Genomic DNA, 25,457 nt, shown 5'->3' with positions numbered 1-25,457 from the left:
ACCCCTCATTCCTCTCCATCCATCTGCGCGATTTCCTTGTCCAGGTCTCGCAGCACATCGGCTTTGATCTTGTCCGACATCCTGGCAGCGGCGGCGATCTGCGCCCGTGCAGCGATCAGCCCGGCACGGGCGGCGCGGTGCGCCTGCGCCGAGATCTGCGCCTCGCAAATGCGGACGCGGATGTGGCGGTGGCCATCGGCATCGACCGTCTCGCGCCGGTTCACGCTTTTGCCGTCTTCGCAGCCATTGGCGACATCGACATGCGGCACCATGCGGCGGATCTCGGCTTCGCTCGGGATGGCGTGGGACAAGGCCCGGTCGCCCTCATCGCGCATATCCATGGGCGGCGCGGGAGGAACCGGCGGGATCGGCGGCACCATGTCGGCGACGGGCGCTGGAGGGGCAAGCGGGGCGGGAGGTGCCGGGGGCACGCCATCGGCTTCCTCCGCAGCCCTGACATGGGATAGCGGCTGGGGCGCAGCGGGCGCGACCGGCGGTTGCGGCAACGCAATCTCGCTGGCGGAGGCAGGCTGCGCGACCAGATCGGCAAGCCGGCCGAAATTCATCGAATCGACCTTGCCGGTGATCGCGGCGACCTGCTGCGCCGCACGGCTCCCCGAAGCGGTCAGCACCAAGCCCGATGCAGTCACCAGAGCGACCGCCGCCATGCCCCAGCTAATCCGGCGCAGCGACATTTCATGGGCAGACAGCATTTTCAGCCTCCCTTTGAGCGCAGTGATGCGATTGAGATGACAGGCGCCGGCGAACTGGCGCCCTCCGGCAGCCTTCAATATGGCGCGGCCATAGGCATGGGCCTGATCCTGCCCGTAGAGCGACAAGACCCGTGCATCGCAGGCCTGTTCCTGATCCGCCCGATAGGCACGATAGGCGAGCCAGGCGATGGGATTGCACCAGTGCAGGCCCAGCAGCAGCAGCGCGATCATATTGGCGGCCAGATCGCCGCCCCGATGATGGGCGCGCTCATGCGCGATCGCCATGGCCTGCTCCTGCGGGTCGAAGCGCAGCGCGAAATCGGCGGGCAGCACGATAATGGGCCGCAGCACCCCGAAGGCGAGCGGCCCGCTTGCCCGTGGGCTGGTGATCAGGCGAATGCGTCCTTCCTCACCGATCGGCGTCGCGCCATTCAGGATGAAACGCCGGAAGCGGACATAGCCGATCACCTGTACGATCAGGAAGGCAGCAACGCCCAGCAGCCAAAGCGACGCCGCGATCTCCAGCCAGGGGATGCTCCATTGCGACTGGACGGGAAGCGCGGACGGCGCCGCATCCAGCAAGGTCGACAGGCCCGCCTGGTCCACCGCCCGCTGCAGGGGCGAAGGGCTGGAGACCTCCTGCGGCAGAGCGGGCAACATCATGCGCGCCAGCGGCAGCAACCACAGCCAATAGGCCACTCCCGCACCCAGCCATCGCGCCACTGGCCCACGCAACAGCATGACCAACGCCATCAGCAGGGTCGTGGCGATCAGCGTTTCTGCGATCCAGACGCTCATGATTTCAATCCCCTCAGGATTTCCTCAAGCTCGGCTATATCCTCCGCCGTCAACTGGTCCGCGCTGGCAAGCTGCGCCACCAGGGGCGAGACGCGCCCACCGAACAGCCGGTTGACCAGCCGTCCCGACTCGATGGCAACATACTCCTCCCGCGCGACGAGCGGGCGATACAAAAAGCGGCGGCCATCCTGATCGGCGGCGATGACATCCTTCGCCATCAGGCGGGAAAGCAGCGTCTTGACGGTCTGGACGCTCCAGTCGCGCCCGGCGGCAACGCGGTCCGCCACATCGGTGGCGGTCTGCGGCGCGCGTTCCCACAGCGCCTCCATCACCACCAGTTCCGCTTCGCTGATCTTCTCGCTCACAGCAATCATCCGCGTCCAGAATCGACTACAGACGTAATCGCATTGATTACATCCGTAGTCAAGCGCGCGGACATAAACTGTCGGTGCGCTTTACACGGGAGGTTCCCGCCCAGAGCCGATTAACCTTTCTGAAGCCTGGGAATGCAGCCTTTGCTGAAACTGGCACTGACTTTGCTATGTTTCAGTCATACCCGAACCGTTCAACTACCGGGAGGATGTGGCACCAGTCTCCGCCGCATTCTCCCACCCGGGTTTCCCTGACTCATCCGGTTCAGCGAACGATGTTCCCGCGAAGGCAGGAACTCGGCGGAGCATAAAAAAAGCGGCCCGGAAAACCGGACCGCCTCCAATCTCGCGCAAGAAAAGCTCAGTTGGCCAAGGCGACGCCCTGATCGGCCATCAACTGCTGCAATTCGCCAGCCTCATACATTTCCATCATGATGTCGCTGCCGCCGACAAATTCGCCCTTCACATAGAGCTGCGGAATGGTCGGCCAGTCGGAAAAGGCCTTGATCCCCTGACGGACGGCCTGATCCTGCAAGACGTCGACGCTTTCATAGGCGACGCCCAGATGCTCCAGGATCGCGATGGCGCGGCTGGAAAAGCCGCATTGCGGAAACAGCGGCGTGCCCTTCATGAAAAGCACAACGTCATTGCCAGTGACGATATCAGCAATCCGCTGCTGCACGGCGTCGGTCATTATCTGGTCCATTCCTGTCAGGCGCCGCAATTCGGCGCGCGCTTTGTCCGATGGCCGTTAATTGGGAACGGCAGTGGTGAGTTGCAAGGCATGAAGCACGCCGCCCATCCGCCCGCCGAGCGCGGCATAGACCGCCCGCTGCTGCGCGACGCGGCTCATGCCCCGGAAACTCTCCGCAACGACACGCGCCGCATAATGGTCGCCATCTCCGGCAAGGTCGGTGATCTCGACCTCCGCATCGGGGATCGCGGCGCGGATCATGTCCGCAATTTCGTCGGAGGCCATCGGCACGGCGGGAGGATCCTGACGCTTATTGGGCTTCGATGAACGTGCGGCGGGCAATGACCTGCTGCTCGTCCAGCGCGGCGCGGACGCCAGCCTCGTCGATTTCAATGCCGGCCTGGGTCATGTCGCCCAGCAGCTTGCGGATGACATCCTCGTCCCCCGCTTCCTCGAAATCGGCCTGCACGACCGCCTTGGCATAGGCGTCGGTCTCTTCGGGGGTCAGGCCCATTTTCACCGCTGCCCATTCTCCGAGCAGACGGTTGCGCCGCGCCTGGATGCGGAACTGCATCTCCTGGTCGTGCGCGAACATGTTTTCAAAGGCCTTTTCGCGGTCGTCGAAGGTGGTCATGCCTGTGCCCTGTATAAAAAACGGATCGTCTCGTCCGAAATAGGAAGATCGGGATGCTTACGCAACGGCGGGAACGAGCCAGGGACGCGTTCCGGCGTCCTTCGCCTCGAACGCGCCGATCGTGTCCGCCTGCCCCAGCGTGAGGCCGATCTCGTCCAGGCCGCCGAGCAGGCAATGCTTGCGGAACGGGTCGATCTCGAACTGGAAGCGGTCCTGGAACTGCGTCGTGACGGTCTGATGCTCCAGATCGACATGGATCGGGTCAGGAGTCCCATTGATTCCTTGGGCAACCTCCATCAGCCGGTCGATCGCCTCTTGCGGCAGCACCACCGTCAATATGCCGTTCTTGAACGCATTGCCGGAGAAAATGTCGGAAAAGCTGGGCGCGATCACCACCTTGATGCCAAGGTCCGCCAACGCCCACGCGGCATGTTCGCGGCTGGACCCGCAACCGAAATTGTCGCCCGCGATCAGGATCGGGCTGCCCGCATAGTCGGGGTCGTCGAAGACATTGCCCGGTTCCTTGCGCAGCACTTCGAACGCGCCCTTGCCCAGACCCGCACGGCTGATGGTTTTCAACCAATGCGCCGGAATGACGATGTCGGTGTCGACATTCTTCATCCCGAACGGATAGGCCTTGCCGTCGACGATATTCAGCTTTTCCATCAATGCGCCTGTTTGCTCGCGTTTTTGACGGCGGAGCGATGCGAGTCTTCCGCGCGCCCCAAGGTCGCCGCCATGGCGGCACTCGCCAGCGCGCCTAGCGCCAGCAGCCAGAAAACCTTTTTCATGCGACCGCCTCTCCCCTTTTTTCACCCAACAGTTCGCGCACGTCGGTGAGATGTCCGGTGATGGCGGCGGCGGCGGCCATGACGGGCGAGACGAGATGCGTCCGCGACCCCGGCCCCTGCCGGCCCATGAAATTGCGGTTGCTGGTCGACGCGCAGCGCTCGCCTGCGGGCACCTTGTCCGGATTCATGCCGAGACAGGCCGAACAGCCCGGCTCACGCCATTCGAAACCGGCTTCGGTGAATATGCGGTCCAGCCCTTCGGCTTCCGCCTGGCGCTTGACTAGACCGGAACCGGGAACGACCATGGCGTGCTTGATGCCGCTGGCGATATGGCGGCCCTTGAGCAGCGTGGCCGCGGCGCGCAGATCCTCGATCCGGCTGTTGGTGCAGCTTCCGATGAAGATATGCTCGATCGCCACATCCTCCATCCGCTGCCCGGCGGTCAGGCCCATATAGTCGAGCGACTTCTGCGCAGCCGCCCGCTTGGAAGCATCGGCAAAGCTCTCCGGATCGGGCACGACGCCCGTCACCGGCACCACATCCTCGGGGCTGGTGCCCCAGGTGACATTGGGCACGATGTCGGCGGCGTCGATCACGACGCTCTTGTCGAACGCCGCGCCTTCGTCCGTCACCAGCGTCTTCCAATAGGCAAGGGCGGCATCCCAATCCGCGCCCTTGGGCGCCATGGGACGGCCCTTCAAATAGGCGAAGGTCTTCTCATCGGGCGCGAACAGGCCCGAACGCGCGCCCGCCTCGATCGACATGTTGGCGACGGTCAGACGCCCCTCGATCGACATGTCGCGGAACACCGAACCGCGATATTCCATGACATAGCCGGTGCCGCCCGCCGTGCCGATGCGGCCGCAGATCGCCAGCGCCACATCCTTGGGCGTGACGCCAAAACCCAATTCGCCTTCGACCAGGACTTCCATCGTCTTGGACTGTTTCAGCAGCAGCGTCTGGGTGGCGAGCACATGCTCGACCTCCGACGTGCCGATGCCGAAGGCCAGCGCACCCAGCGCACCATGCGAACTGGTATGGCTGTCGCCGCAGACCAGCGTCGTGCCCGGCAGGGTGAAGCCCTGTTCCGGCCCGACGACATGGACGATGCCCTGTTCCGCATCGGCATCGCCAAAGTAACGGATGCCGAATTCGGGCGCGTTCTTTTCCAGCGCGGCGAGTTGCTGCGCGCTTTCCGGATCGGCTATCGGAATGCGGTTGCCCGCCGCATCACGGCGCGCCGTGGTCGGCAGGTTGTGATCCGGCACCGCCAGCGTCAGATCGGCGCGGCGCACCTTGCGGCCGGCAAGGCGCAGCCCTTCAAATGCCTGCGGGCTCGTCACTTCATGCACGAGATGGCGATCGATATAGATCAGACAGGTTCCGTCAGGACGGCGTTCGACGACGTGCGCGTCCCAAATCTTCTCATAGAGCGTGCGGGGCTTTACCATATCCCTTCCCCCTAGACCCAGACAGGACGGGGGAAAAGGGGGAAAGCGGCCAATTTTTCCTGTTTTCGCAGATAGCCGCGCTGCGATGATGCAAGGTCAGACAGTTAGAGCATTTTCAAGTTGACCGTTGACGGTCAACGGCTTGGAAAATGCGGCATCGAAAGAGTGGCGGCGCGATGATCCTCCACGATGCGCCCGGTGGCGCCGACTTCCGCTTCATGGCTTTCCTCGCGCCATGTTTCGGCCAGCGCCGCGCTTTCCCATTCGCGCAAGGCAGGCAGCGCCAGCATAAGATCGACCCAGGCCATGGCGACCGGCCCGACGTCCAGCCCATAGGTCCGCACCCGGAACACCACTGGCGCGTAAAAAGCGTCGACGGCGGTAAAGCCGTCCCCGGCCAGAAAAGGCCCGCCGAAACGGGACAGCCCCTCCCCCCACAATTCGGTTAGCCGGGCGATGTTCCGGTTGAGCGCGGGCGAAGGCAGATGCGGTTCCACCCGCACCCCGACATTCATCGGACAATCGTTGCGCAGCGCGGCAAAGCCGCTGTGCATTTCCGCGACGGCGCATTGCGCCCAGGCCCGCGCAGCCGCTTCCTGCGGCCAGACGCCGGGATGGCGGTCCGCCAGATAAAGGGTGATGCCGAGCGAATCCCAGGCGGTCCGGTCGCCGTCGATCAGCACCGGCACCTGACCCGTTGGCGAAAACTCACGAAAGGCCGCGTAATTTTCAGCGGCGGCGAAAGGCTCCATCCGGTCGGTGAACGGAATGCCCAGCACCTTCATCAGCACCCAGGGGCGCAGCGACCAGCTCGAATAATTCCGGTTGGCGGTGATGAGGGCGTAGGACATCGGCTTCTCCCCTTGTTGAAAGGCGCGCGAAGAATAGGCGCCTCCGCTTCGGGACAAAAGCCGGAACGAGCGAGGGTCACACAAGCTGCGCTTATGAAAAAACGGCCCGGAGCATGCAGCTCCGGGCCGTCCAGTCCTTCCACCCTGATCGCGAGGCTTGCACCCCCACGACCCGGACTTGTCAGCAGCTTTCAGGCTGCAAGCCGGTTCCCTCTCGGCCTTCAGGCCGCAAACTGGTTCCCCCGCGGCCTTTAGGCCGCAAACTGATTCATCGTGTTGTGCACGCCGCCAGCCTTCAGCGCCGCTTCACCCGCGAAATATTCCTTGTGATCGTCACCAATGTCAGAGCCCGACATGTTCTGGTGCTTGACGCAAGCGATGCCCTGGCGGATTTCCTTGCGCTGGACGCCCTCGACATAGCCGAGCATGCCCGCCTCACCGAAATATTCCTTGGCCAGATTGTCGGTCGACAAGGCAGCCGTGTGATAGGTCGGCAGGGTGATGAGGTGATGGAAGATGCCGGCCCGCGCCGCCGCATCCTTCTGGAAGGTGCGGATCTTCTCATCGGCCTCCCGGCCCAGATCGGTCGCGTCATAGTCCGCGCTCATCAGCTTCGCCCGGTCATAGGCGCTGACGTCCTTGCCCTCGGCAGCCCAGCTATCGAACACCTGCTGACGGAAGTTCAGCGTCCAGTTGAAGCTGGGCGAGTTGTTGTAGACCAGCTTCGCATTGGGCACGACTTCGCGGATGCGGTCGACCATGCCTGCGATCTGCTGGATGTGCGGCTTTTCGGTTTCGATCCACAGCAGGTCCGCGCCGTTCTGGAGCGAGGTGATGCAGTCGAGAACGCAACGGTCCTCGCCGGTGCCGGAGCGGAACTGGAAGAGGTTCGACGGCAAGCGCTTCGGACGGAACAGCTTGCCCTCACGAGCCAGAACGACATCGCCGCGCAGGCTGTTGATGTCCGTCACCTCTTCGACATCGAGGAAGCTGTTATACTGGTCGCCCAGGTCGCCATCTTCCTTGCTGTAGGCGATCTGCTTGGTCAGGCCTGCGCCCAGCGAGTCGGTGCGCGCGACGATGATGCCGTCATCGATGCCCAGCTCCAGGAAGGCGTAGCGGACAGCGCGGATCTTCGCGATGAAGTCCTCATGCGGCACGGTGACCTTGCCGTCCTGATGGCCGCACTGCTTTTCGTCCGAGACCTGGTTCTCGATCTGGATGCAGCAGGCGCCCGCCTCGATGAACTTCTTGGCGAGCAGATAGGTCGCCTCGGCATTGCCGAACCCGGCGTCGATGTCCGCGACGATCGGAACGACATGGGTTTCGTAATTGTCGATGTCGTGCTGAATCTTCTGCGCCTTGACCTCATCACCGGCCTCGCGGGCGGCATCCAGATCGCGGAACATCATGCCCAACTCGCGGGCGTCGGCCTGCTTGAGGAAGGTGTAGAGTTCCTCGATCAGCGCAGGAACGCTGGTCTTTTCGTGCATCGACTGGTCGGGCAGCGGGCCGAATTCGCTGCGCAGCGCCGCGACCATCCAGCCGGACAGGTATAGATAGCGGCCCTTGGTCGTGCCGAAATGCTTCTTGATGCTGATCATCTTCTGCTGACCGATGAAACCGTGCCAGCAACCCAGCGACTGGGTATAATTGGCCGGATCGGCATCATAGGCCGCCATGTCGCGGCGCATGATCCCGGCGGTGTAGCGCGCGATGTCGAGGCCGGTGTGGAAACGGTTCTGGAGGCGCATGCGAGCGACCGATTCGGCCGCGATGCCGTCCCAATGGCCCTGGCCCTCGATGGCGGTGCCAGCCTTCGTGATTTCCTGTTGGTAGGTCATGCTCAGTCCTTGGTCGCTCGATGGGGAATGAAGCCGACCTAATCGCCTTTTGTGCGGCGCGGCAGAGGGCGCGAAGTTCAGTTGTAGAACTTTACAATATTTGCGTGTAAAGTTGTAAAGGCTGCACAGGAGCGCTTTACGAGATGGCCAAGGATCGTCCGGTTTACATGGGGCCGCGCCTGCGCAGGCTGCGCCGCGAGCTGGGCCTGACCCAGGCGGACATGGCGGCGGATCTGGAGATTTCCGCCAGCTATGTCGCCCTGCTGGAGCGCAACCAGCGGCCCTTGACCGCCGACATGCTGCTGCGCCTCGCCCGCACATACAAGATGGACATGAGCGAACTGGCGGGCGACGGCGGCGCGGAGCAGACGGCGCGTTTGCAGGCGGTGCTGAAGGATCCGATGTTCGCGGACATCGACCTGCCCACGCTGGCGACCGGGGATGTTGCGGTCAATTATCCCGGCATTACCGAAGCCCTGTTGCGGTTGCACACCGCCTATCGCGAGGAGCAACTTGCGCTGGCCGACAGAGATGCGGGATCAACGGGCATGGAGGGGGAGGATGCCGCCGAAGCGCCCGATCCCGTGGCCGAATCCCGGCGCTTTCTGGGTGCGCGGCGGAACAGCTTTCCCCTGCTGGACGATGCCGGGGAAAAGCTGGGTCAAGAGGTCGAGGCGGCGGGCGGCCTCTCCGGCTGGCTGAAGACAAAGCATAATCTGCGCGTCCGGCGCTTGCCTTCGGATGTCATGGCGGGGTCGATGCGGCGGCTGGACCGGCATCGCGACGCGGTGCTGCTGGACGATGCGCTGGACGGGGCGAGCACGCAATTCCAACTGGCGCTGCAAATCGCCTATCTGGAGATGCGCCGCGATTTCGACGCGGTGCTGAAGGATGGCCAATTCGCCAGCGAAAGCGGCCGGAGGCTGACCCGGCGGGCGCTCGCCAGCTATGGCGCGGCGGCGATCCTGATGCCCTATACCGCCTTCGCCAAGGCGGTGGAGGCGCGACGTTATGACGTGGAGGCGCTGGCCCGGCAGTTCGGCACGAGCTTCGAGCAGACCGCGCACCGCCTCACCACGCTGCAAAAGCCGGGACAGGAGCGCGTTCCCTTCTTCTTCCTGCGTGTCGATCATGCGGGCAATGTCAGCAAGAGGCTGGACAGCGCAGGCTTTCCCTTTGCCCGCCATGGCGGTTCATGCCCGCTCTGGTCGGTGCATCACGCCTTTGAGCGTCCCAGGGAATTGCTGACGCAATGGCTGGAATTGCCGGACGGGCAGCGCTTCTTTTCGATCGCACGGACGGTGACGGCGGGCGGCGGCGGCTGGGGCGTGCCGAAGATCGAGCGGGCGATCGCGCTATGCTGCGCGGCGGAACATGCCCATCGGCTGATATATACGGCGGGCGAAACGCCGTCCGAACCAACCCCGATCGGCGTCACTTGCCGCCTGTGCCATCGCAGCCAGTGCATGGCGCGATCCGCCCCGCCGATCGGGCGCGACATGCTGCCGGAGGATTTCCGGCGGACTCACGCGCCTTTCGGCTTTGCGGACGGGTAATCCGGGATGACTGCCGATCGTGGCGGGTCCGGCTGACCTGAGCCGGACCCGTCCGCCCCTTTTTCCTTTTAGCGCGGATCAGACCCGCGCAAATCATCCTGTCTCAATCGCGAGACGGAGGGCGCCATGCGATGATCGACCGGCTCATGGACCAGATCGTCGAACAGCGCGCGATAATGGATCATCGCCCGGCGGAGATCTTCCGTATCGGCTTCGCCCCGCGCATGGCGGACGGCGATGTCATGGGCGGAGCGGTAATTCTGGACCACTTCCGGATGGTCGACGGAAAGGTCGGCGGAGCGCTGCTCGAAGTCAGTGATCGGATAACCGCGCACCTCCATCACTTCGGTCAGCAGCACGTCGGCCCGCGACACCGCGCCTTGGGGATCGTCGACGAACTGCGCCTGAACCCGCACCCAGGCATCGGTGAAGGCGTCGGCCTGCTGCGGCGAAAGCGGACGGATGGTGAAGGCGGCGACGCGCTTCTCGCGCTCCTGCAATTCCGCCTCGGCCTTGCGCGGGCTGCCGGTCATTTCCACGGTCCGGCCATATTCCGGGCCGAATTTGGCGCGCAGATTGGCGCGGCGGCGGTTGGTGACGATCATGACGGCAATTGCGGCGACCAGAACAAGGGCCAGAAGCGCCAAACCGACTTCCAGCGGGGTCAGAGTGACCATGACATCTCTCTCCTCGCGGCCCTTGGAAAGCCGCAATCGACGCCCGCCGCCTGCAAGGGATCAACCAGTGTTGACGGGCTTTGTTCCGACTGCCTCCGGGCCTTCGGAAAAAGAGAAGGCTAACCCTCTATAAGATCGAGATAAGCCACGACGTCATTGTCCGTGGCGAGAAACAGGCCGTCCTGCATATCCTGCGGCTGTTGTCCGGCAATCAGCATCGCTTCGCTCAAGGGACCATAGAACAGCGTTGTCGCCGCGCCGCCCCCATCGGCGTCGCTGAGATGATAAAGGCGAACAGTGGCCGAATTATAGGTGGTGCGCATGAGCAGGATTATCGGCCCGGCGATACCGTTGCGCAAGTCGGATGCATTCTTGGGTGGAAGGCGGACGTTCTGTTTCGCGCTGTTTTCTTGAAGTACACCGTGTTCCTGCGAAGGCAGGAACACGTATCACTTAATGGCTTGTATTGGCCAAACCCGCTCAGCGCCGATCCGTGACCTTTATGCCGCTCGCCAGCCGGTTCGGGCCGATCTTCACCGCATCGTCGGTGAAATTGGCGACGAAGCTGCTGCTGCGCTGGAGCCCCGACACGAAGGAGGCGCTGTTGTTGGCGATGGAGAGATTGGCGCTGTCCTGCTCTCGGCCTTCAGGCGCGACAGTGATGAAGGCGCTGTAATTGTCCTTATCCTTGCCCTGCACCATTTCATTGCCGCTGATCGTGCCGCTGGCCCCATTGGACAGATCGATCATGTAGTTGGTGAGCCGCCCCGCGCTGTCGTCGAAGCTGTTGTCGGTGATGGTGACGCGCGGCGTCCGTGTTTTGAGATAATGGCCGCCATCCCCCTGATCGAAGCGCGAACGGGTGACGGTCAGACTGGCATAACGGCCCACATAAATGCCGTGCGCGCAGGCGAGGTCACGGTCGCAGCGGCCCAGATGGCGGAAGGTCGATTTGTCGATCTGCACGCTGTTGCCGGGCGCATCGCCCGTCAAAATGCCTTCCTCGCTGTTGCGGAACAGGCTGTTGGCGACGGTCAGATTGCCGCTTTCCAGCCGGATGCCCGCGCCATTGCCGTCGGGCACGCGCAGATTCTGGAAGATGAGGCCGTCGATCGCGCTCGACCGGCCACGCAGGACAAGCGCGGCCTTTTCCTCGCACGCCACCCCGTCGAGGATCGCGGTGCCGGGTTTCTGCGCGCGGATTGTAAGGTCGCCGCCCTGCTGCACCGCGCACTGGGCGTAGCTGCCGGGCGCCACCAATATGGTGCCGCGGCCATTGCCGATCGCCTTGATCGCATCGCTGAGCGTCGCATAGCTGCGCCCGCTTTCGGCCACGGTGAAGGGCGAGGCGACGCCCTGCGCCAGCGCGGTTGCCGCCACCGCGGCGGCGGACAGGAGCAGGACGGTCGAGAAGAGGCGCATAACGAAAGTTATAGGGACACAGCGGCCATCAGCAATGCGGAGTCATGGTTAACGAAATATTGTTCCGCTATGGGACAGCCGGGAAACCGCCCTTGCATCGACCGGGACGGTTGGATTTCATGACCTTTCGTCCGCGCGCAAAAGGCACGTCATGATGGTTGGCGCGGACGCGGTTGCGGGTTAAGCCTTGTCCGGACATGATTTCCGGCCGCCCCCGCTCGCCTTTTGCCTGCCTGACCCTGGGCGGGGCCGCCCTGATGGCGGCTATGCTGGGCGGCTGTTCGGACGAAGGCAGCGGAACGGTGACGGTCAGTGTCGTGGGCGCCCCCGCCGATTTCGCCAAACCGCTGGAGAATCTGCCCGATCCCGGCGCGAAACTGTTCCTGGAAACCACTGCGCAGGGATTGGTGGCGTTCGACGCCAGTGGGGAGATATTGCCGGCGCTGGCCCAACGCTGGATCGTCGAGGATGACGGGCGCAGTTATATCTTCCGCCTGCGCCGAGCCTTCTGGCCGGACGGCAGCAAGGTGATGGCGAAGGATGTCGGGCGGCTGCTGATGGCGCGGATAGAGGCGCTGCGGCGGCTGGACCCGGCCGGGCCGCTGGACGCGGTGCAGGATGTCGTGGCGATGACCGGCGAAGTGATCGAAATCCGCCTTGCCGCGCCGCGCCCCTATGTGCTGCAGATGCTGGCCCAGCCCCAGATGGCGATCCTGTCGCGCGACGGGGGCACCGGCCCCTATCGCCGCGCGATGCGGGGCAAGGCGCTTGTGCTGACGCCGGTGGAGCGGGCGACGAACGAATCCGGGGACGAATTGCCGGTGCCCACCTGGCAGACCCGGATCGTCCGGGCAGAGCGGGCGGCGCTGGCCATCACCCGCTTTCAGCAGGGGAAATCCGCGCTGGTGCTGGGCGGGCGCTTTTCCGACCTGCCGCTGCTGGTGCCTGCCGGGGTCGACCGGGACGATGTGCGGATCGATCCGGTGCAGGGGCTGCTGGGGCTGGCGATAACCGGCCAGGGCGGAGACAGAGGCAAGCTGCTGGACGATGACGGCGTGCGGCGGGCGATCAACATGGCGATCGACCGCAGCCAGTTGCCGGTGATGTTCCCGGTCGGCGGATGGGCCACGACCGAGCAGATCGTGCCGGGGCAACTCGACCTGCCTGTGCCGCCCGCCGTGCCCGACTGGACAGGGCTGTCGCAGGAGGATCGCTGGGCGCAAGGGCAGGCGGTCATGAAACGCTGGCGCAGCGAGCATGGCGATCCGCCGGTGCTGCGCGTGGCGCTGCCCAAGGGGCCGGGCGCGACCATGCTGTTCGGATTGGTGCGGCATGATCTCGGCATGATCGGGCTGGCGGTCGAGCGGGTCGACATGGCGGCGGATGCCGACCTGCGGCTGGTCGATGAGGTCGCCGCCTATGACAGCGCGCTCTGGTATCTGGGCCGGATCGGCTGCGCGCGGAAAGTGCATTGTTCGCTGCAAGCGGACGCGCAATTGCAGGCGGCGAGCCTCGCCAGCAGCCTGGAGGAACGCATGGCGCGGGTGGCGCAGGCCGAGGCGCTGATGCAGGCGCATAACGGCTTCGTCGCCTTGGGCGCGCCGGTTCGCTGGTCGCTGGTGGCGCGGCGGCTGACGGGCTTCATGGCCTCGCCACGGGCGCGACACCCATTGAACCATCTGTTCAAGAGCACCAATTAAGGTCGCTGGAGGACAAGATGATGGCGATTTCGCAGGACCAGTTCGACCGGATCGTGCGCGACATGCCGGGGTTCGGCCGCGATCCCGCCTCGGTGCGCAAACGGATAGAGGCGATGGAGGCGCTGCTGGAGGGGCTGTTCGTGCTGCCCGGTACAAACCGGCGCGTCGGGCTGGACAGCCTAGTGGGATTGATCCCGGTGGTGGGCGATTTCGCCACGGCGGCGATGGGCGCATGGATGGTGTGGGAAGCGCGCAATCTGGGCATGTCGAAATGGCAACTCACCCGCATGGCGGCCAATGTCGGCTTCGATACGCTGATCGGCGCCATTCCCTTCGCCGGGGATATTTTCGACTTTTTCTACAAGTCCAACACGAAGAATCTGCGGATCATCCGCAAGCATCTGGACAGGCATCACCCCTCGACGGTGGTGATCGACGGTTAGCCTCTCTCGCCGCTGACGGACGCGAACGTCGCTCCTAATTCTCCGGCAATTCGGCATTGGGATCGAGGTGCAGGATCAGGCCGGACCGACTTGCCGGCGCAGGCTTGGCACGCTTCGGATTGGGAATATTCGGACCGGGCGCAATGCGCAGGCTGGTTTGGTTGCTTGTCCCGCCCTGATGCTTTGGACAACGGGCGAACTCCAGCGCCTTGTCCATGCAGAGCCAGACCTCACTCAGCCGATTGTCGCGGGTCGCGGTGACGCGCATCATATCGGCCCGCATCCCCTGGTTGGCGGCGGCGAAGGCCTCGGTAAACCGTCCCACCGTCAACGTCTTTCGGCGGGCCAGCGCGGCCATATCAGGATAGCGGATCGACTGGTATAAGGCGCGGGAAAGATTGAAATAGAGTTCCGGCCTCGTCGCCATGCAGGTGCCATGTTTGGCCCATTCATGCTGGAGCAACTGGACCGAAGGGGTGACGCAGAGATTTTGCCAGATCACCGGACGCGGCAGCAGGTCTGTCGCACGGCAATATTGCGGCCATTCCTTGCCTACGCCGTCGGGCCAAAGACCATGCAGGGTGAAGCCGAAACGCCCGTTGCGGCCGCTGCACTGGAAGGCGTCGTCGCCACCTTTAGCACCGGCACAATATTGCGGCGACCAGGTGAGCGCCAGGGTATAGCCGCCTATGGGCAGCAGGCGCCGGCCCTGACTCTCGCTCGGCAGGTCCGGACGCGGTCGGGGCATCTGTGCTGGCAGGCTGCACTGCGCCGCCTGCGCCAGAGCGCTCGCGGGCGCCGCGAGCAGGAGCAGCGGCAGCGCAAGTTTAAGCAAAAAGCCCACCCCCTATGCGAAAGCGAAGTCCAGGCCGATATCGGCGGCCGGAGCCGACTGGGTCAGACGGCCGACGCTGATATAGGTGACGCCGGTTTCCGCCTTTGCGCGGATGGTTTCCAGCGTCACGCCGCCCGACGCCTCGGTGGGAACGCGGCCGCCGACCAGCGTGACAGCGCCGCGCAGGGTGGGCGCATCCATATTGTCGAGGAGGAGATGGGTGGCTCCGGCGGCAAGCGCCGGTTCGATCTGGTCGATACGGTCGACTTCCACGATGATGCTAGCGATGCCGGCGGCGGCGGCGCGGCGGACGGCTTCCTCGACCGATCCGGCGACGGCGACATGATTGTCCTTGATCATCGCCGCATCCCACAGGCCCATGCGGTGATTGGTCGCGCCGCCCATGCGGGTCGCATATTTTTCCAATATGCGCAGGCCGGGAATGGTCTTGCGCGTGTCGAGCAGGGTCGTGCCGGTGCCCAGGATCGCGTCGACATAGGCGCGGGTCATGGTGGCGATGCCGCTCAGATGCTGGACGGTATTGAGCGCGGACCGCTCGGCAGTCAGCATGGCGCGGGCCTTGCCCCGGATGCGCATGATGTCGGTGCCCGCCGCCACGCGGTCGCCATCCTGTTTCAGCAGTTCGACCTCCACATCGGGGTCGAGCGCGCGGAAGAAGGCGGCGGCGATCGGCAGGCCCGCCAGCGTCACGGCGTCACGGCTGTCCATCACGCCATCGAAGATCGCATCGCCGGGAATCACCGCCTCGCTGGTCACGTCGCGGCGATCTGGGCCGAGATCTTCCGCCAGGGTGGAAGCGATGAAGGCGTCGAGATCGAAGCCAGGGAGCGAAAAGGAGGAAGAATCAGCGGTCATGCCGAGCGATGTGGCATAGTCGCCAGGCGGTTGACAGCCCCTGATTCATTATATAGCCTATTAGCTATATAGATAGAGAGCGATATTTTGCAGCCTGCCCAGCTCGACCGGATTTTCAGCGCCCTGGCCGATCCCACGCGCCGCGCGATCCTCAGCCGCCTTGCCAAAGGCGAAGCGACCGTGAATGCGCTGGTCGAGCCGTCCGGCCTCAGCCAGCCGACCGTTTCCAAGCATCTGAAGATATTGGAGCAGGCGGGCCTCGTGTCGCGGGGACGGGCCGCGCAGACCCGTCCAGTACGGCTGGAACCCGCTCCGCTTCGGGCGGCAGCGCACTGGCTGGGCGATTATGAGGTCTTCTGGAACGCCAGCTATGACCGGCTGGAAACCTATCTGAATGGAGAGGAAACATGAGCGACGAACCGCAATCCGTCCGCGAGATTTTCATCACCCGGCTGATCGACGCCCCCGCCCATCTGGTCTTCGCCGCCCATGCCGATCCGGTCCATGTGAAGCGCTGGTTCGGGCCAGTGGGCTGGCCGCTCACCAAATGCGAGATGGATTTTCGGGTGGGAGGCCGCTTCCGGTTCCAGATGACCAGCGATAAGGGCGAGCTGGGCCCGCCCTTTGGCGGCACCTATCTGGAGATCGTTCCCCATCGCCGCATCCGCTACGACAATAGTTTCGAGGAACCGGGATCGCCGGTGATGGTGACGACGATCAGCTTTGACGAGGATGCGGAGGGGCGCACGCTGCTCACCCATCACACCGTCTTCGAAAGCAAGGCGATGCGGGACGACTATCTGGGTCAGGGCTTCGAGGAAGGGACGAACAGCGGCCTCGACCAGTTGGAAGAGGGCGTAGCGGAATTGGCGGCGGAAATGGGCGGGGGCTGATCCCGCCCTTCCCCTGGATCAACGGTTGCCGAGGTCGCCCTGCCCCACCGTACCGCTCGCCATTTCGAGCATGCGGTCGAGGCTCTTCTTCGCGCCGAGGCGAAGCTGCTCGTCCATCTCTATGCGCGGTTGGAGGTCGCGCAGCGCCAGATAGAGCTTTTCCATCGTGTTGAGCGCCATGTACGGGCAGATATTGCAGTTGCAATTGCCGTCCGCGCCGGGCGCGCCGATGAAGGTCTTTTCAGGCACCGCCTTCTGCATCTGGTGGATGATGTGCGGTTCGGTGGCGACGATCAGCGTGTCGCCGGGCATGGTCTTGGAAAATTCCAGGATGCCGCTGGTCGAACCGACATAATCGGCATGGTCGACAATATATGGCGGGCACTCCGGGTGCGCGGCGACCGGCGCGTCGGGATGCTGGGCCTTGAGCTTTAGGAGTTCGGTCTCGCTGAACGCCTCATGCACGATGCAGACGCCCGGCCAGAGCAGCATATCGCGGCCAAGCTTGCGCTTGAGATAGCCGCCCAGATGCTTGTCGGGGCCGAAGATGATCTTCTGGTCCTTGGGAATCTGCGAGAGGATCTTTTCCGCCGACGAACTGGTGACGATGATGTCGCTGAGCGCCTTCACCTCCGCCGAGCAGTTGATGTAGCTCAAGGCGATATGATCGGGATGGGCTTCGCGGAAGGCCTTGAACTGCGCCGGTGGGCAACTGTCCTCCAGGCTGCAGCCGGCGTCCATGTCGGGCAACACCACGATCTTTTCGGGGCTGAGGATCTTCGCCGTTTCCGCCATGAAACGCACGCCGCAGAAGGCGATCACGTCCGCGTCCGTCTCCGCCGCCTTGCGTGAGAGTTCAAGGGAGTCTCCGACGAAATCGGACAGATCCTGGATTTCCGGCTTCTGATAATAATGGCCAAGGATGACGGCGTTGCGTTCCTTGCGCAGCCGGTCGATTTCCGCGCGCAGGTCGATCCCCTGCGGGATAGTGGTCATCGCAGTCATGTGCCTCACTCCTCTCGGCCTCCATGCGCGCCCCTAGCGGGCGTTGCGCTTGTTGGCCAGCATCTCATTGACAGGCGATCGAGACGGCATGGCGTTTTCTCAACGCAACTGCCACCGTCCATCCCCCGTCGCGCCGGCGATGCCGCGTCCGTCGAGGTCGATCAGATGAGCCAGCACCGATCGCCCCGCCGCGCTGTGGAGGCGCGGGTCGACGCCCTTGTACATTTCCATGACCATGGCCGGGATTTCCGATGCACCGTTGCGTTCCAGGAAGCGAAGAATCTGGCCTTCGCGCTGCTTGCGGTGGCCCATCATGCCGCGCACCAGCCGCTGAGGGCTTTCCACCGGCTCGCCATGGGCGGGATAATAGATCGCATCATCGCGCTCCAGCAGGCGCTGCATCGACGCCATATAGGCGGCCATGTCGCCATCGGGCGGCGAAACGACGCTGGTCGACCAGCCCATCACATGATCGCCGGTGAAGAGCGCCTTTTCCTCCAGCAATGCGAAGCAGAGATGGTTGGAGGTGTGGCCGGGGGTCGCGACGGCGGCGAGCGTCCAGCCCTGACCGCCCAGCCGTTCGCCGTCCGCCAGCACCCGGTCGGGCCGGTAGGCGGCGTCGAAAGCGGCATCGGCGCGGGGGCCGTCATCGTCCAGCGTCAGCGGCGCGCAGCCGATGATCGGCGCGCCGGTCTGCGCGCTGAGCGGCGCGGCGGCGGGGCTGTGGTCGCGATGGGTGTGGGTGCAGAGAATCGCGCTGACCGGACGGCCGCCTATCACGGCCAGCAGCGCGTCGAGATGCGCCGGATCGTCCGGGCCGGGATCAATGACCGCCACATCCTCCCCGCCCACCACATAGGTCTGCGTGCCCGTATAGGTGAAGGGCGACGGATTGGGCGCCAGCACGCGCCCCACCAGCGGAGAAAGCCGCATAAGCGTACCCGTGGGGAGATCGTCCAGGTCGAAGGGAGGTGCCATATCCCCCATGTGCCCATTTCCGGGCGGTTTTCAAGGGCGATCCCCTGCCCTACAGTGGCGCCATGACGGCTTCAGGCGATCTTTGCGAACAGTGGCGGCGGCATCTGGCGCTCGACCGGCGGCGGTCGGTACATACGGTGCGCGCCTATGTGGCGACCGCCGAACGGCTGGTGGCCTTTCTGGAGGAGCATCGCGGCGAAGCGGTGACGGCGGCGTTGCTGGCCGGGGTCGAGCAGGCCGATCTGCGCGCATATCTGACGGCGCGGCGGATGGACGGGATCGGCAATGTCTCGGCGGCGCGGGAATTGTCGGCGGTGCGGGGCTTCCTGAAATTTGTCGGTGGCGAGGATGCCCGCGTGCCGATGATGAAAGGTCCGCGGGTAAAGCGCGGCCTGCCCCGCCCGGTGTCGCCCGATGAGGCCATCGCGCTGGCGGGCGACATTGCCGAAACGGCGCGCGAGCCATGGATCGGGGCGCGGGACTGGGCGGTGCTGCTGCTGCTTTACGGGGCGGGCCTGCGCATCGGGGAAGCGATTGGGCTGACCGGAGCGGTGCTGCCGCTGGGCGAGACGCTGCGGGTGACGGGCAAGCGGGGCAAGATGCGCATCGTGCCGCTGCTGCCCCAGGTGCGGGACGCGATCGAGGCCTATGTGGCGCTCTGTCCCTTCCGGCAGGAAAGGGATGCGCAGCTGTTCCGGGGGGCGCGGGGCGGGCCGCTATCGCCAGCGTTAATCCGGCGGGCGGTACAGAGTGCGCGGGGGCGGCTGGGGCTATCCGACCGGACGACGCCCCATGCGTTGCGGCACAGCTTCGCGACGCATCTGCTGGGGCGCGGGGCGGACTTGCGGTCGTTGCAGGAGTTGCTGGGCCATGCCAGCCTGTCCTCGACGCAAATCTATACGCAGGTGGATGCGGCGCATCTGCTCGACATCTACCGGAATGCGCATCCGCGAGCTTAGCCGCGCGGTTTCCAGGTGGCGAGACGCCAGAGGTAAAAGACGATCGCGCCGACCACGCAGGCCGTCGCCACAGGACCGACATATTTGTCGATGTCGCGGAAATTCTGGCCCAGAATATAGCCCGCATAGGCAAGGATGACGTTCCACACCAACGCGCCGCCGCTGGTCCATAGCAGGAAGCGCATATGGCCCATGCGGAACAGACCGGCAGGCAAGGAAATCATCGTCCGGAAGGCAGGCATGAAGCGGAAGACGAACACCACGATCTGACCATATTTGCCGAAAATATGGTCGAGCGCCTCGACATCCTTCCACTCCAGCGTCGCCCATCGGCCATAGCGGTCGATCACCGGCTTCAATCGGCCGAAGCCCAGAACATGGCCGACCAGATACCAGAAATAATTGCCGATGGTCGTGCCGATCGTGCCCGCAAAGAGCAGCCAGCCCATGTCCATCCGCCCCTGTCCGACGCGGATGCCGCCAATGCCCATGATGAGTTCGGACGGGATTGGCGGAAAAAGGTTTTCGATCACCATCAGGGCGAAAATGCCCCAATAGCCGCCCGCGTCGATCAGGCGGAGAACCCAGTCGGTCATTTACGCGTCATTCCGGCGGAGGTTGGCATCTCTCTCCATAGGACACGGGCTGGGGCGCGAGATCCCAGCTTTCGCCGGGATGACGAACACAAAATCAAGCAGCAGCCCGCGCAGCGAGCCGAGCGTCGATCGCGTCCCAGATCATGCCGCCTGTGTCGGTGCCGTTGAAGGCGTCGATCGAGACGATGCCGGTGGGAGATGTCACGTTGATCTCCGTCAGCCACTCGCCGCCGATCACGTCGATGCCGACGAACAGCAGGCCGCGGCGCTTGAGTTCGGGACTGAGGGCTTCGCAAATTTCCAGTTCACGCTCGGTCAGCACGGTTTTCGCCGCCGAACCGCCGACGGCAAGGTTCGAACGAATCTCGCCCGCGCCGGGGATGCGGTTGACCGCGCCCGCGACTTCGCCGTCGATCAGGACGATGCGCTTATCGCCTTCCGCGACGCCGGGAATAAAAGCCTGGACCATGAAGGGCTCGACCCAGGAGGCGTTGAACAGTTCCACCAGCGCCGAGAGATTCGCGCCGGACTGCCCCACATGGAAGACGGCATTGCCAGCATTGCCATAGAGCGGCTTCACCACGACTTCGCCATGCTGGGCGAGGAAAGATTTCACCTCATCCAGATCGCGGGTGATCATCGTCGGCGGCATGAAGCGCGCATAATCCAGCACGAACAGCTTTTCGGGCGCATTGCGGACGGAGGCCGGGTCGTTCACCACCAGCGTTTCTGCCTGCACCCGCTCCAGCAAATGGGTGGCGGTGATGTAGCTGAGGTCGAAGGGCGGATCCTGGCGCATCAGCACCACATCGACATCGCGGCCAAGGTCGAGCGTTTCCGGCTCACCGAAGACATAATGATCGCCCTCGACCTTCTGCACCTTCACCGGGCGCGCCTTGGCCAGCACGCGGCCGTCGCGGTAAGTGAGGTCGGTGGCGAGATAATGATAGAGGCTGTGCCCCCGCGCCTGTCCCGCCAGCATGATGTGGAAGGTCGAATCGCCGCCGATCTTGATCCCTTCCATCGGGTCCATCTGCACGGCGACGGTGAGCGGATTGAGCTGGGTCATAGGCGTGTTCAATTCCCTTCCAGAGCAGGAAGGCCTTTAGCCCCCGTGCCAGACATTGGCCAGATGGCGCGGCGGGCGGCCGGGCGCAAGGAGCATCACGTCGATTCGCATGTCATCGCCCGGTTTTGCAAGGTCGTGGAAGAGAATTTCCGCCGCCGCCGCGACCCGCGAAAGGCGGCGTTCGTCGATGGCCAGGTCGAGATCGGCTCCGGTTGCGCGGGCCTTGACCTCGACGAAGGCGAGCATCTTGCCCCGCCGGGCGACCAGATCGACCTCCCCCGCGGGCGTACGCAGGCGGCGGCCGACGATCTGCCAGCCCTTGAGCCGCAGCCACCAGCCCGCAATGCGTTCGGCCTGCCGTCCCCGCTTTTCGGCCGCCAATTTGGCACTTAGGGGCTTCTTCACGCTTTGAGTTCCAACGCACGGTCGTAAAGGGCGCGGCGGTCGAGACCGAGTTTCTTGGCGACTTCTCCCGCCGCCTTGGAGACAGGAAGGCGTTCCATGGCTTCGAGCAATGCCGCGTCGGCATCCTCTGCGCTGGCGGGAGCGGCTTCGCCAGGCGGGCCGACAATGACGACGATCTCGCCCTTGGGCGGCGCGTCGGCATAGCGGGCGGAAAGTTCGGTGAGCGTGCCAGTGGCGGTTTCCTCGAACGTCTTGCTGATCTCGCGGGAGACGGCGGCCTCACGGTCGCCCAGATGCTCGGCCATGGCGGCAAGGCTTTCGGACAGGCGCGGGCCGCTTTCGTAGAAGACCAGCGTGGCGCGCAGGGCCGCGACCTCGCCCAGAGCATCCCCTCGGGCCTTCTGCTTCGATGGCAGGAAGCCCATGAACAGGAAACGATCGGTCGGCAAACCCGACAAGGTCAGCGCGGCAATGGCGGCGCTCGGGCCGGGCAGCGTCGTGATCCTGCGCCCGGCGGCGCGGGCGTCGCGCACCAGCTTATAGCCCGGATCGGAGATCAGCGGGGTTCCCGCATCGGACAGCAGCGCGACCGATTCGCTCGCCATCCGCTCGATCAGGCGGGCGCGCACCCCTTCGGCGCTATGGTCGTGATAGGGCACCATCGGCCGGTCAGACCCGGCATGGCGCAGCAGCCGTGCGCTGACCCGTGTATCTTCCACGGCGACTACATCGGCCAGCCGCAGGACTTCCGCCGCGCGGGGGGTAAGGTCTCCAAGGTTGCCGATCGGCCCTGCAACAATGTAAAGCCCAGCCTCAAGCCCCAAAGAACCAAGATTCTTATCAGTTTCCATAAGGACGCCAGATGACAGAGACGGATGCCCCCCGGCAAGCGGACTTGTTCGCTTTGATAAAAGGGGTGGGGATGCAACGCGCCGGGCGGATTTTGTTCGCGGCCACTGCGCTGCTGGTCGCCGCCTGTCAGTCGATCGTGCCCAAGGGGCCAGGTCCGGCTCAGCCCGGACCCACGCAGACCGGCCCGGAAGTCACCGAAGGCCTGCCCACCGATACGCTGCGCCATCGCGTCGCGCTGCTGGTGCCGATGAGCGGACCCAATGCGGGGGTCGGCCAGTCCATCGCCAATGCGACCACCCTCGCCCTGCTGGATACCAAGGCCGACAAGGTGCGCATCACCACCTATGACACCGGCATCGGCGCGGCGGCGGCGGTCAACAAGGCGCTGGCGGACGGCAACAAGCTGATCCTGGGACCGTTGCTGGCGGAGGATGCGCGGATTGTGGGGCCGATCGCGGCGCGGGCCAATGTGCCGGTGATCAGCTTCTCCAACGACACCAGCGTCGCCGGGAATGGCGTCTACATCATGGGCTATAACCCCAACCAGTCGATCGAGCGCGTTGTCCAGTTCGCCAAGGGCAAGGGCATGTCGCATTTCGCCGCTCTGGTGCCCAAGGGGACCTATGGCGAGCGGTCGGGCACGGCCCTGCTGCGCGCGGTCGAGGGTGTGGGCGGGACCGTGGTGTCGATGCAGAGCTTCGACCGGACGCCGGGCTCGATCACCGCGGCGGTCAAGAAATTGCAGGCCTCTTCCAGCTATGACGCGCTGCTGATCGCGGACAGCGGCAAGGTGGCGATGCAGGTGGCGCCGATCGTGCGGAAAAATGGCGGCGCGACGGCGCGGCTGCTGGGCACGGAACTCTGGAACACCGACAGCGGTCTGGCATCCGGCCCGGCGCTGCGCGGCGCCTGGTTCGCCAGCGTGTCGGATGGCCTCTACGGCCAACTCGCGACCAAATATCGGGCGCGCTATGGCAATGCGCCGTTTCGGCTGTCGGCTTTGGGTTACGACTCGGTGCTACTGACGGTGCGGATCGCGCGCGACTGGAAGCCGGGCACCACCTTCCCGGCGGCGCGGCTGCGCGATGCGGGGGGCTTTGCCGGAATCGACGGGGCGTTCCGGTTCGGACGCGACGGGATAGCCGAGCGGGCGCTGGAGGTTTCCGAGATCGGTGCGGGCACCTTCACGGTGGTCGCGCCCGCGCCTCGGGCTTTCGCGGAGTAACGGGCGTACACCCTCTCGTCGTTTCCGCCTGCGCGGGAACGACGGCAAGTTCAGCTTTTGATACGCCCCGTCGGCAGGATCAGCGGCCAGTCTCCATCCGCCTCGATACAGGCGGAAATGCCATAGACGCTGGCGAGGCTCGCCTCGGTCAGCACAGCCAGCGGCGCGCCATCGGCCACCAGCGAACCGCGATCCATCAACACCAGCCGATCGCAATAGCGCGCCGCCATGCCGAGATCATGCAGCACGGTAACGACCAGCGAACCCGCCCGCGCTTCAGCCTTGAGCAAATCCATGACATCGATCTGATGCCCCGGATCGAGCGCCGCCAGCGGCTCATCCGCAATCAACGCAGGCGCGCCCACCGCCAGCGCGCGGGCGAGCAACACGCGGGCACGCTCGCCGCCTGACAGTTCGGTCGCCACCCTCCCTTTGAGATGCAGCACATCGGCGCGGGCAAGCGCTGCGTCGATCTGCGCCTCATCCTCTGTCGAGAGGCGCGAGAGCGGCCCCAGATGCGGCATCCGGCCCAGCGCCACCAGCCGCTCGACCGCCAGCGGCCAATGCAGGGTCTGGCCCTGGGGCAGATAGGCGATGCGTCGGGCGATTTCCCGCCGGGTCAGGCGCGCACTGTCGGCGCCGTCGATCAGGACGATGCCACTTTCCCGCTTCACCAGGCCCAGCATCGCGCGGATCAGGGTCGATTTGCCCGCGCCATTGGGACCGATGATGCCGACAAGCTGTCCCGGCTCCAGATGAAGGTCGATGCCGTTCACTGCCGGATGACGGCCAAGGCGGACGGAAAGCCCCTGCGTGCGGATCGTCACCATAGCCGCCGCTCCCGCATCAGGTGGATCAGGAAAACGGGCACGCCGAGCAAGGCCGTCAGCACGCCCAGCTTGAGTTCGCTGCTGGTCGGGATCAGCCGCACGCCGATATCCGCCAGCGTCAGCAGCACCGCGCCGCCCAGCATGGAAGGCAGCAGGATCGCGGAGGGCGAACGGTCGGTCAACGGCCGCACCAGATGCGGCACGATCAGGCCGACGAAACCGATCGCGCCCGACACCGCCACCGCGCCGCCCACACCTATGGCGACGCCCAGCATCAGCCGCAGGCGCGCCCGGCGGAGATCGATTCCAAGCGCCTGCGCGCCATCCTCGCCCAGGGTCAGCGCGTCGAGCGTCCGGCCATCCGCGATCAGCAGCGCCGCCCCGACCGCCACGCAGGGCAGCGCGATCCAGACATGACCGTAGGCACGGTTTTCCAGACTCCCCATCAACCAGCTCATGATCTCCATCGCCGCGAAGGGATTGGGCGAGAGGTTCAGCGACAGGCTGATCCCCGCCCCCGCCAGCGTGGCGATGGCTATCCCGGCGAGGATCAGGGTGAGCGGGCTTTCCGCCGGTCCGGCAAGCAGGAACAGCGCGCCGATGCCGATGAGGCTGGTCGCGATGGCCAAGGCCGGAAGCGCCAGCGGGTGCATCTGCGCCAGGCCGAAATAGAGCGCGCCCACAGCACCGAGGGCCGCGGCATTGGACGCGCCCAGTACGGAGGGTTCAGCCAAGGGGTTGCGCAAATAGCCCTGAAGCGCCGCGCCCGACAGGCCGAGCATCGCGCCGACGATCAGGCCAAGCAGCATGCGCGGCAGGCGCAGGTCGATGAGGATGGCGCGGGCGACATCATCGCCACCGCCCATCAGGACCGCGAAGATGCGCGCCGGAGAGAGCGGCACGGCGCCAAGCGTGACAGAGCCGAGGGCGGCAAGCAGGGCCAGCGCGATCAGCGCGGGGATCAGCAGGGGATGGCGGCGCACGCTCAT

The 25,457-nt window shown here is 64.8% G+C and carries 30 protein-coding genes; 7 read left to right on the top strand and 23 right to left on the bottom strand.

What is annotated here, in order from left to right; translation table 11 throughout:
• Nucleotides 1-5: 5 nt before the first annotated feature.
• The 10 genes from HHL26_RS04395 to HHL26_RS04355 form a co-directional block, all read right to left on the bottom strand.
• Entirely contained in the window at nt 6-1,511 is a 1,506-nt protein-coding gene (locus HHL26_RS04395) for a M56 family metallopeptidase (RefSeq protein ID WP_066555172.1), read from the bottom strand.
• On the bottom strand, nt 1,508-1,885 hold the full coding sequence (locus tag HHL26_RS04390; protein WP_197672765.1) for a BlaI/MecI/CopY family transcriptional regulator: 378 nt from the start codon (nt 1,883-1,885) through the stop codon (nt 1,508-1,510). The genes HHL26_RS04395 and HHL26_RS04390 overlap by 4 nt, the downstream gene beginning before the upstream one ends.
• A 358-nt stretch (nt 1,886-2,243) precedes the next feature.
• Complete coding sequence (grxD, locus tag HHL26_RS04385; RefSeq protein ID WP_066561439.1) at nt 2,244-2,576, bottom strand: Grx4 family monothiol glutaredoxin; 333 nt, start codon at nt 2,574-2,576, stop codon at nt 2,244-2,246.
• A 57-nt stretch (nt 2,577-2,633) separates the two neighbouring features.
• The gene (locus HHL26_RS04380) at nt 2,634-2,867 is read right to left on the bottom strand and encodes a BolA family transcriptional regulator (protein WP_066555170.1); all 234 of its coding nucleotides are present in this window, start codon (nt 2,865-2,867) and stop codon (nt 2,634-2,636) included.
• Between the two features lie 19 nt (nt 2,868-2,886).
• A complete protein-coding gene (locus HHL26_RS04375; RefSeq protein ID WP_066555168.1) occupies nt 2,887-3,210 on the bottom strand; it encodes a DUF1476 domain-containing protein in 324 nt (107 codons plus the stop codon).
• Between the two features lie 57 nt (nt 3,211-3,267).
• Nucleotides 3,268-3,876, bottom strand: a complete 609-nt coding sequence (gene leuD / locus HHL26_RS04370) for a 3-isopropylmalate dehydratase small subunit (RefSeq protein ID WP_066561437.1) — start codon at nt 3,874-3,876, stop codon at nt 3,268-3,270.
• The gene (locus HHL26_RS24475; protein WP_254911578.1) at nt 3,876-4,001 is read right to left on the bottom strand and encodes a hypothetical protein; all 126 of its coding nucleotides are present in this window, start codon (nt 3,999-4,001) and stop codon (nt 3,876-3,878) included. Before HHL26_RS24475 ends, leuD begins: the two co-directional genes overlap by 1 nt.
• Complete coding sequence (leuC, locus tag HHL26_RS04365; RefSeq protein WP_066555165.1) at nt 3,998-5,452, bottom strand: 3-isopropylmalate dehydratase large subunit; 1,455 nt, start codon at nt 5,450-5,452, stop codon at nt 3,998-4,000. Before leuC ends, HHL26_RS24475 begins: the two co-directional genes overlap by 4 nt.
• 134 nt (nt 5,453-5,586) lie before the next feature.
• Complete coding sequence (locus HHL26_RS04360) at nt 5,587-6,303, bottom strand: glutathione S-transferase family protein (protein ID WP_066555157.1); 717 nt, start codon at nt 6,301-6,303, stop codon at nt 5,587-5,589.
• A gap of 251 nt (nt 6,304-6,554) precedes the next feature.
• Nucleotides 6,555-8,147 (bottom strand): isocitrate lyase, encoded by a 1,593-nt coding sequence (locus tag HHL26_RS04355; RefSeq protein ID WP_066555154.1) that lies wholly within the window; start codon nt 8,145-8,147, stop codon nt 6,555-6,557.
• Nucleotides 8,148-8,290: 143 nt separating this feature from the next.
• Here HHL26_RS04355 and HHL26_RS04350 point away from each other — a divergent pair, with 143 nt between their 5' ends.
• Entirely contained in the window at nt 8,291-9,703 is a 1,413-nt protein-coding gene (locus HHL26_RS04350) for a helix-turn-helix transcriptional regulator (RefSeq protein ID WP_066555153.1), read from the top strand.
• Nucleotides 9,704-9,771: 68 nt separating this feature from the next.
• Here the strand turns inward: HHL26_RS04350 and HHL26_RS04345 are convergent, their stop codons facing one another.
• From HHL26_RS04345 to HHL26_RS04335, 3 genes are all read right to left on the bottom strand, one after another.
• Nucleotides 9,772-10,380 carry a hypothetical protein gene (locus tag HHL26_RS04345; RefSeq protein WP_066555150.1) on the bottom strand — a complete coding sequence of 203 codons (609 nt, stop codon included), beginning with the start codon at nt 10,378-10,380 and terminating at the stop codon, nt 9,772-9,774.
• A 119-nt stretch (nt 10,381-10,499) separates the two neighbouring features.
• Complete coding sequence (locus tag HHL26_RS04340) at nt 10,500-10,703, bottom strand: hypothetical protein (RefSeq protein ID WP_066561435.1); 204 nt, start codon at nt 10,701-10,703, stop codon at nt 10,500-10,502.
• Between the two features lie 157 nt (nt 10,704-10,860).
• Nucleotides 10,861-11,802, bottom strand: a complete 942-nt coding sequence (locus tag HHL26_RS04335) for a right-handed parallel beta-helix repeat-containing protein (protein ID WP_169575893.1) — start codon at nt 11,800-11,802, stop codon at nt 10,861-10,863.
• A 197-nt stretch (nt 11,803-11,999) separates the two neighbouring features.
• Here HHL26_RS04335 and HHL26_RS04330 point away from each other — a divergent pair, with 197 nt between their 5' ends.
• Both HHL26_RS04330 and HHL26_RS04325 read left to right on the top strand, forming a co-directional pair.
• Nucleotides 12,000-13,502, top strand: a complete 1,503-nt coding sequence (locus tag HHL26_RS04330; protein WP_066555146.1) for an ABC transporter substrate-binding protein — start codon at nt 12,000-12,002, stop codon at nt 13,500-13,502.
• A gap of 20 nt (nt 13,503-13,522) precedes the next feature.
• Entirely contained in the window at nt 13,523-13,945 is a 423-nt protein-coding gene (locus HHL26_RS04325; protein ID WP_066561433.1) for a DUF4112 domain-containing protein, read from the top strand.
• Nucleotides 13,946-13,979: 34 nt separating this feature from the next.
• On the opposite strand, the gene HHL26_RS04320 is transcribed toward HHL26_RS04325, so the two are convergent.
• On the bottom strand, nt 13,980-14,780 hold the full coding sequence (locus HHL26_RS04320; protein ID WP_066561431.1) for a ribonuclease T: 801 nt from the start codon (nt 14,778-14,780) through the stop codon (nt 13,980-13,982).
• 12 nt (nt 14,781-14,792) lie between these two features.
• Nucleotides 14,793-15,656 (bottom strand): carboxylating nicotinate-nucleotide diphosphorylase, encoded by an 864-nt coding sequence (gene nadC, locus HHL26_RS04315; RefSeq protein WP_066555144.1) that lies wholly within the window; start codon nt 15,654-15,656, stop codon nt 14,793-14,795.
• 87 nt (nt 15,657-15,743) lie between these two features.
• On the opposite strand from nadC, the gene HHL26_RS04310 reads away from it, so the two are divergent.
• Together HHL26_RS04310 and HHL26_RS04305 are read left to right on the top strand one after the other, a co-directional pair.
• Nucleotides 15,744-16,067: a metalloregulator ArsR/SmtB family transcription factor gene (locus HHL26_RS04310; RefSeq protein ID WP_066555142.1), complete on the top strand. Its 324-nt coding sequence runs from the start codon at nt 15,744-15,746 to the stop codon at nt 16,065-16,067.
• Complete coding sequence (locus HHL26_RS04305; protein WP_066555140.1) at nt 16,064-16,549, top strand: SRPBCC domain-containing protein; 486 nt, start codon at nt 16,064-16,066, stop codon at nt 16,547-16,549. Before HHL26_RS04310 ends, HHL26_RS04305 begins: the two co-directional genes overlap by 4 nt.
• Before the next feature lie 18 nt (nt 16,550-16,567).
• Here the strand turns inward: HHL26_RS04305 and nadA are convergent, their stop codons facing one another.
• Nucleotides 16,568-17,554: a quinolinate synthase NadA gene (gene nadA, locus HHL26_RS04300; RefSeq protein WP_066555137.1), complete on the bottom strand. Its 987-nt coding sequence runs from the start codon at nt 17,552-17,554 to the stop codon at nt 16,568-16,570.
• 99 nt (nt 17,555-17,653) lie between these two features.
• Nucleotides 17,654-18,532 (bottom strand): MBL fold metallo-hydrolase, encoded by an 879-nt coding sequence (locus tag HHL26_RS04295; RefSeq protein ID WP_066561429.1) that lies wholly within the window; start codon nt 18,530-18,532, stop codon nt 17,654-17,656.
• A 62-nt stretch (nt 18,533-18,594) separates the two neighbouring features.
• Between HHL26_RS04295 and HHL26_RS04290 the strand changes: the two genes are divergently transcribed.
• Nucleotides 18,595-19,491, top strand: coding sequence for a tyrosine recombinase XerC (locus tag HHL26_RS04290; protein ID WP_066555133.1), 897 nt, complete (start codon nt 18,595-18,597; stop codon nt 19,489-19,491).
• On the opposite strand, the gene HHL26_RS04285 is transcribed toward HHL26_RS04290, so the two are convergent.
• The 4 genes from HHL26_RS04285 to rsmI all read right to left on the bottom strand — a co-directional run bounded on the left by HHL26_RS04285 (nt 19,488) and on the right by rsmI (nt 22,412).
• Nucleotides 19,488-20,087 (bottom strand): DedA family protein, encoded by a 600-nt coding sequence (locus HHL26_RS04285; protein ID WP_066555129.1) that lies wholly within the window; start codon nt 20,085-20,087, stop codon nt 19,488-19,490. The genes HHL26_RS04290 and HHL26_RS04285 overlap by 4 nt on opposite strands.
• A 94-nt stretch (nt 20,088-20,181) precedes the next feature.
• Nucleotides 20,182-21,156 carry a glutathione synthase gene (gene gshB / locus HHL26_RS04280; protein ID WP_066555125.1) on the bottom strand — a complete coding sequence of 325 codons (975 nt, stop codon included), beginning with the start codon at nt 21,154-21,156 and terminating at the stop codon, nt 20,182-20,184.
• Between the two features lie 36 nt (nt 21,157-21,192).
• Complete coding sequence (locus HHL26_RS04275; protein ID WP_066555122.1) at nt 21,193-21,561, bottom strand: YraN family protein; 369 nt, start codon at nt 21,559-21,561, stop codon at nt 21,193-21,195.
• On the bottom strand, nt 21,558-22,412 hold the full coding sequence (gene rsmI, locus HHL26_RS04270; RefSeq protein ID WP_066555119.1) for a 16S rRNA (cytidine(1402)-2'-O)-methyltransferase: 855 nt from the start codon (nt 22,410-22,412) through the stop codon (nt 21,558-21,560). Before rsmI ends, HHL26_RS04275 begins: the two co-directional genes overlap by 4 nt.
• Before the next feature lie 71 nt (nt 22,413-22,483).
• On the opposite strand from rsmI, the gene HHL26_RS04265 reads away from it, so the two are divergent.
• Nucleotides 22,484-23,638: a penicillin-binding protein activator gene (locus HHL26_RS04265; RefSeq protein WP_087575285.1), complete on the top strand. Its 1,155-nt coding sequence runs from the start codon at nt 22,484-22,486 to the stop codon at nt 23,636-23,638.
• A 50-nt stretch (nt 23,639-23,688) separates the two neighbouring features.
• Here HHL26_RS04265 and HHL26_RS04260 read toward each other — a convergent pair whose 3' ends face one another.
• The gene (locus HHL26_RS04260) at nt 23,689-24,468 is read right to left on the bottom strand and encodes an ABC transporter ATP-binding protein (protein ID WP_066555105.1); all 780 of its coding nucleotides are present in this window, start codon (nt 24,466-24,468) and stop codon (nt 23,689-23,691) included.
• Nucleotides 24,462-25,457: an iron ABC transporter permease gene (locus HHL26_RS04255; protein ID WP_066555103.1), complete on the bottom strand. Its 996-nt coding sequence runs from the start codon at nt 25,455-25,457 to the stop codon at nt 24,462-24,464. The genes HHL26_RS04260 and HHL26_RS04255 overlap by 7 nt, the downstream gene beginning before the upstream one ends.

It is taken from the genome of Sphingobium sp. TB-6 (assembly GCF_012927365.1).
Classification (GTDB): domain Bacteria; phylum Pseudomonadota; class Alphaproteobacteria; order Sphingomonadales; family Sphingomonadaceae; genus Sphingobium.
The sequence above is the reverse complement of the archived record's forward strand: the minus strand, read 5'-3'. Positions and strand labels throughout refer to the sequence as shown.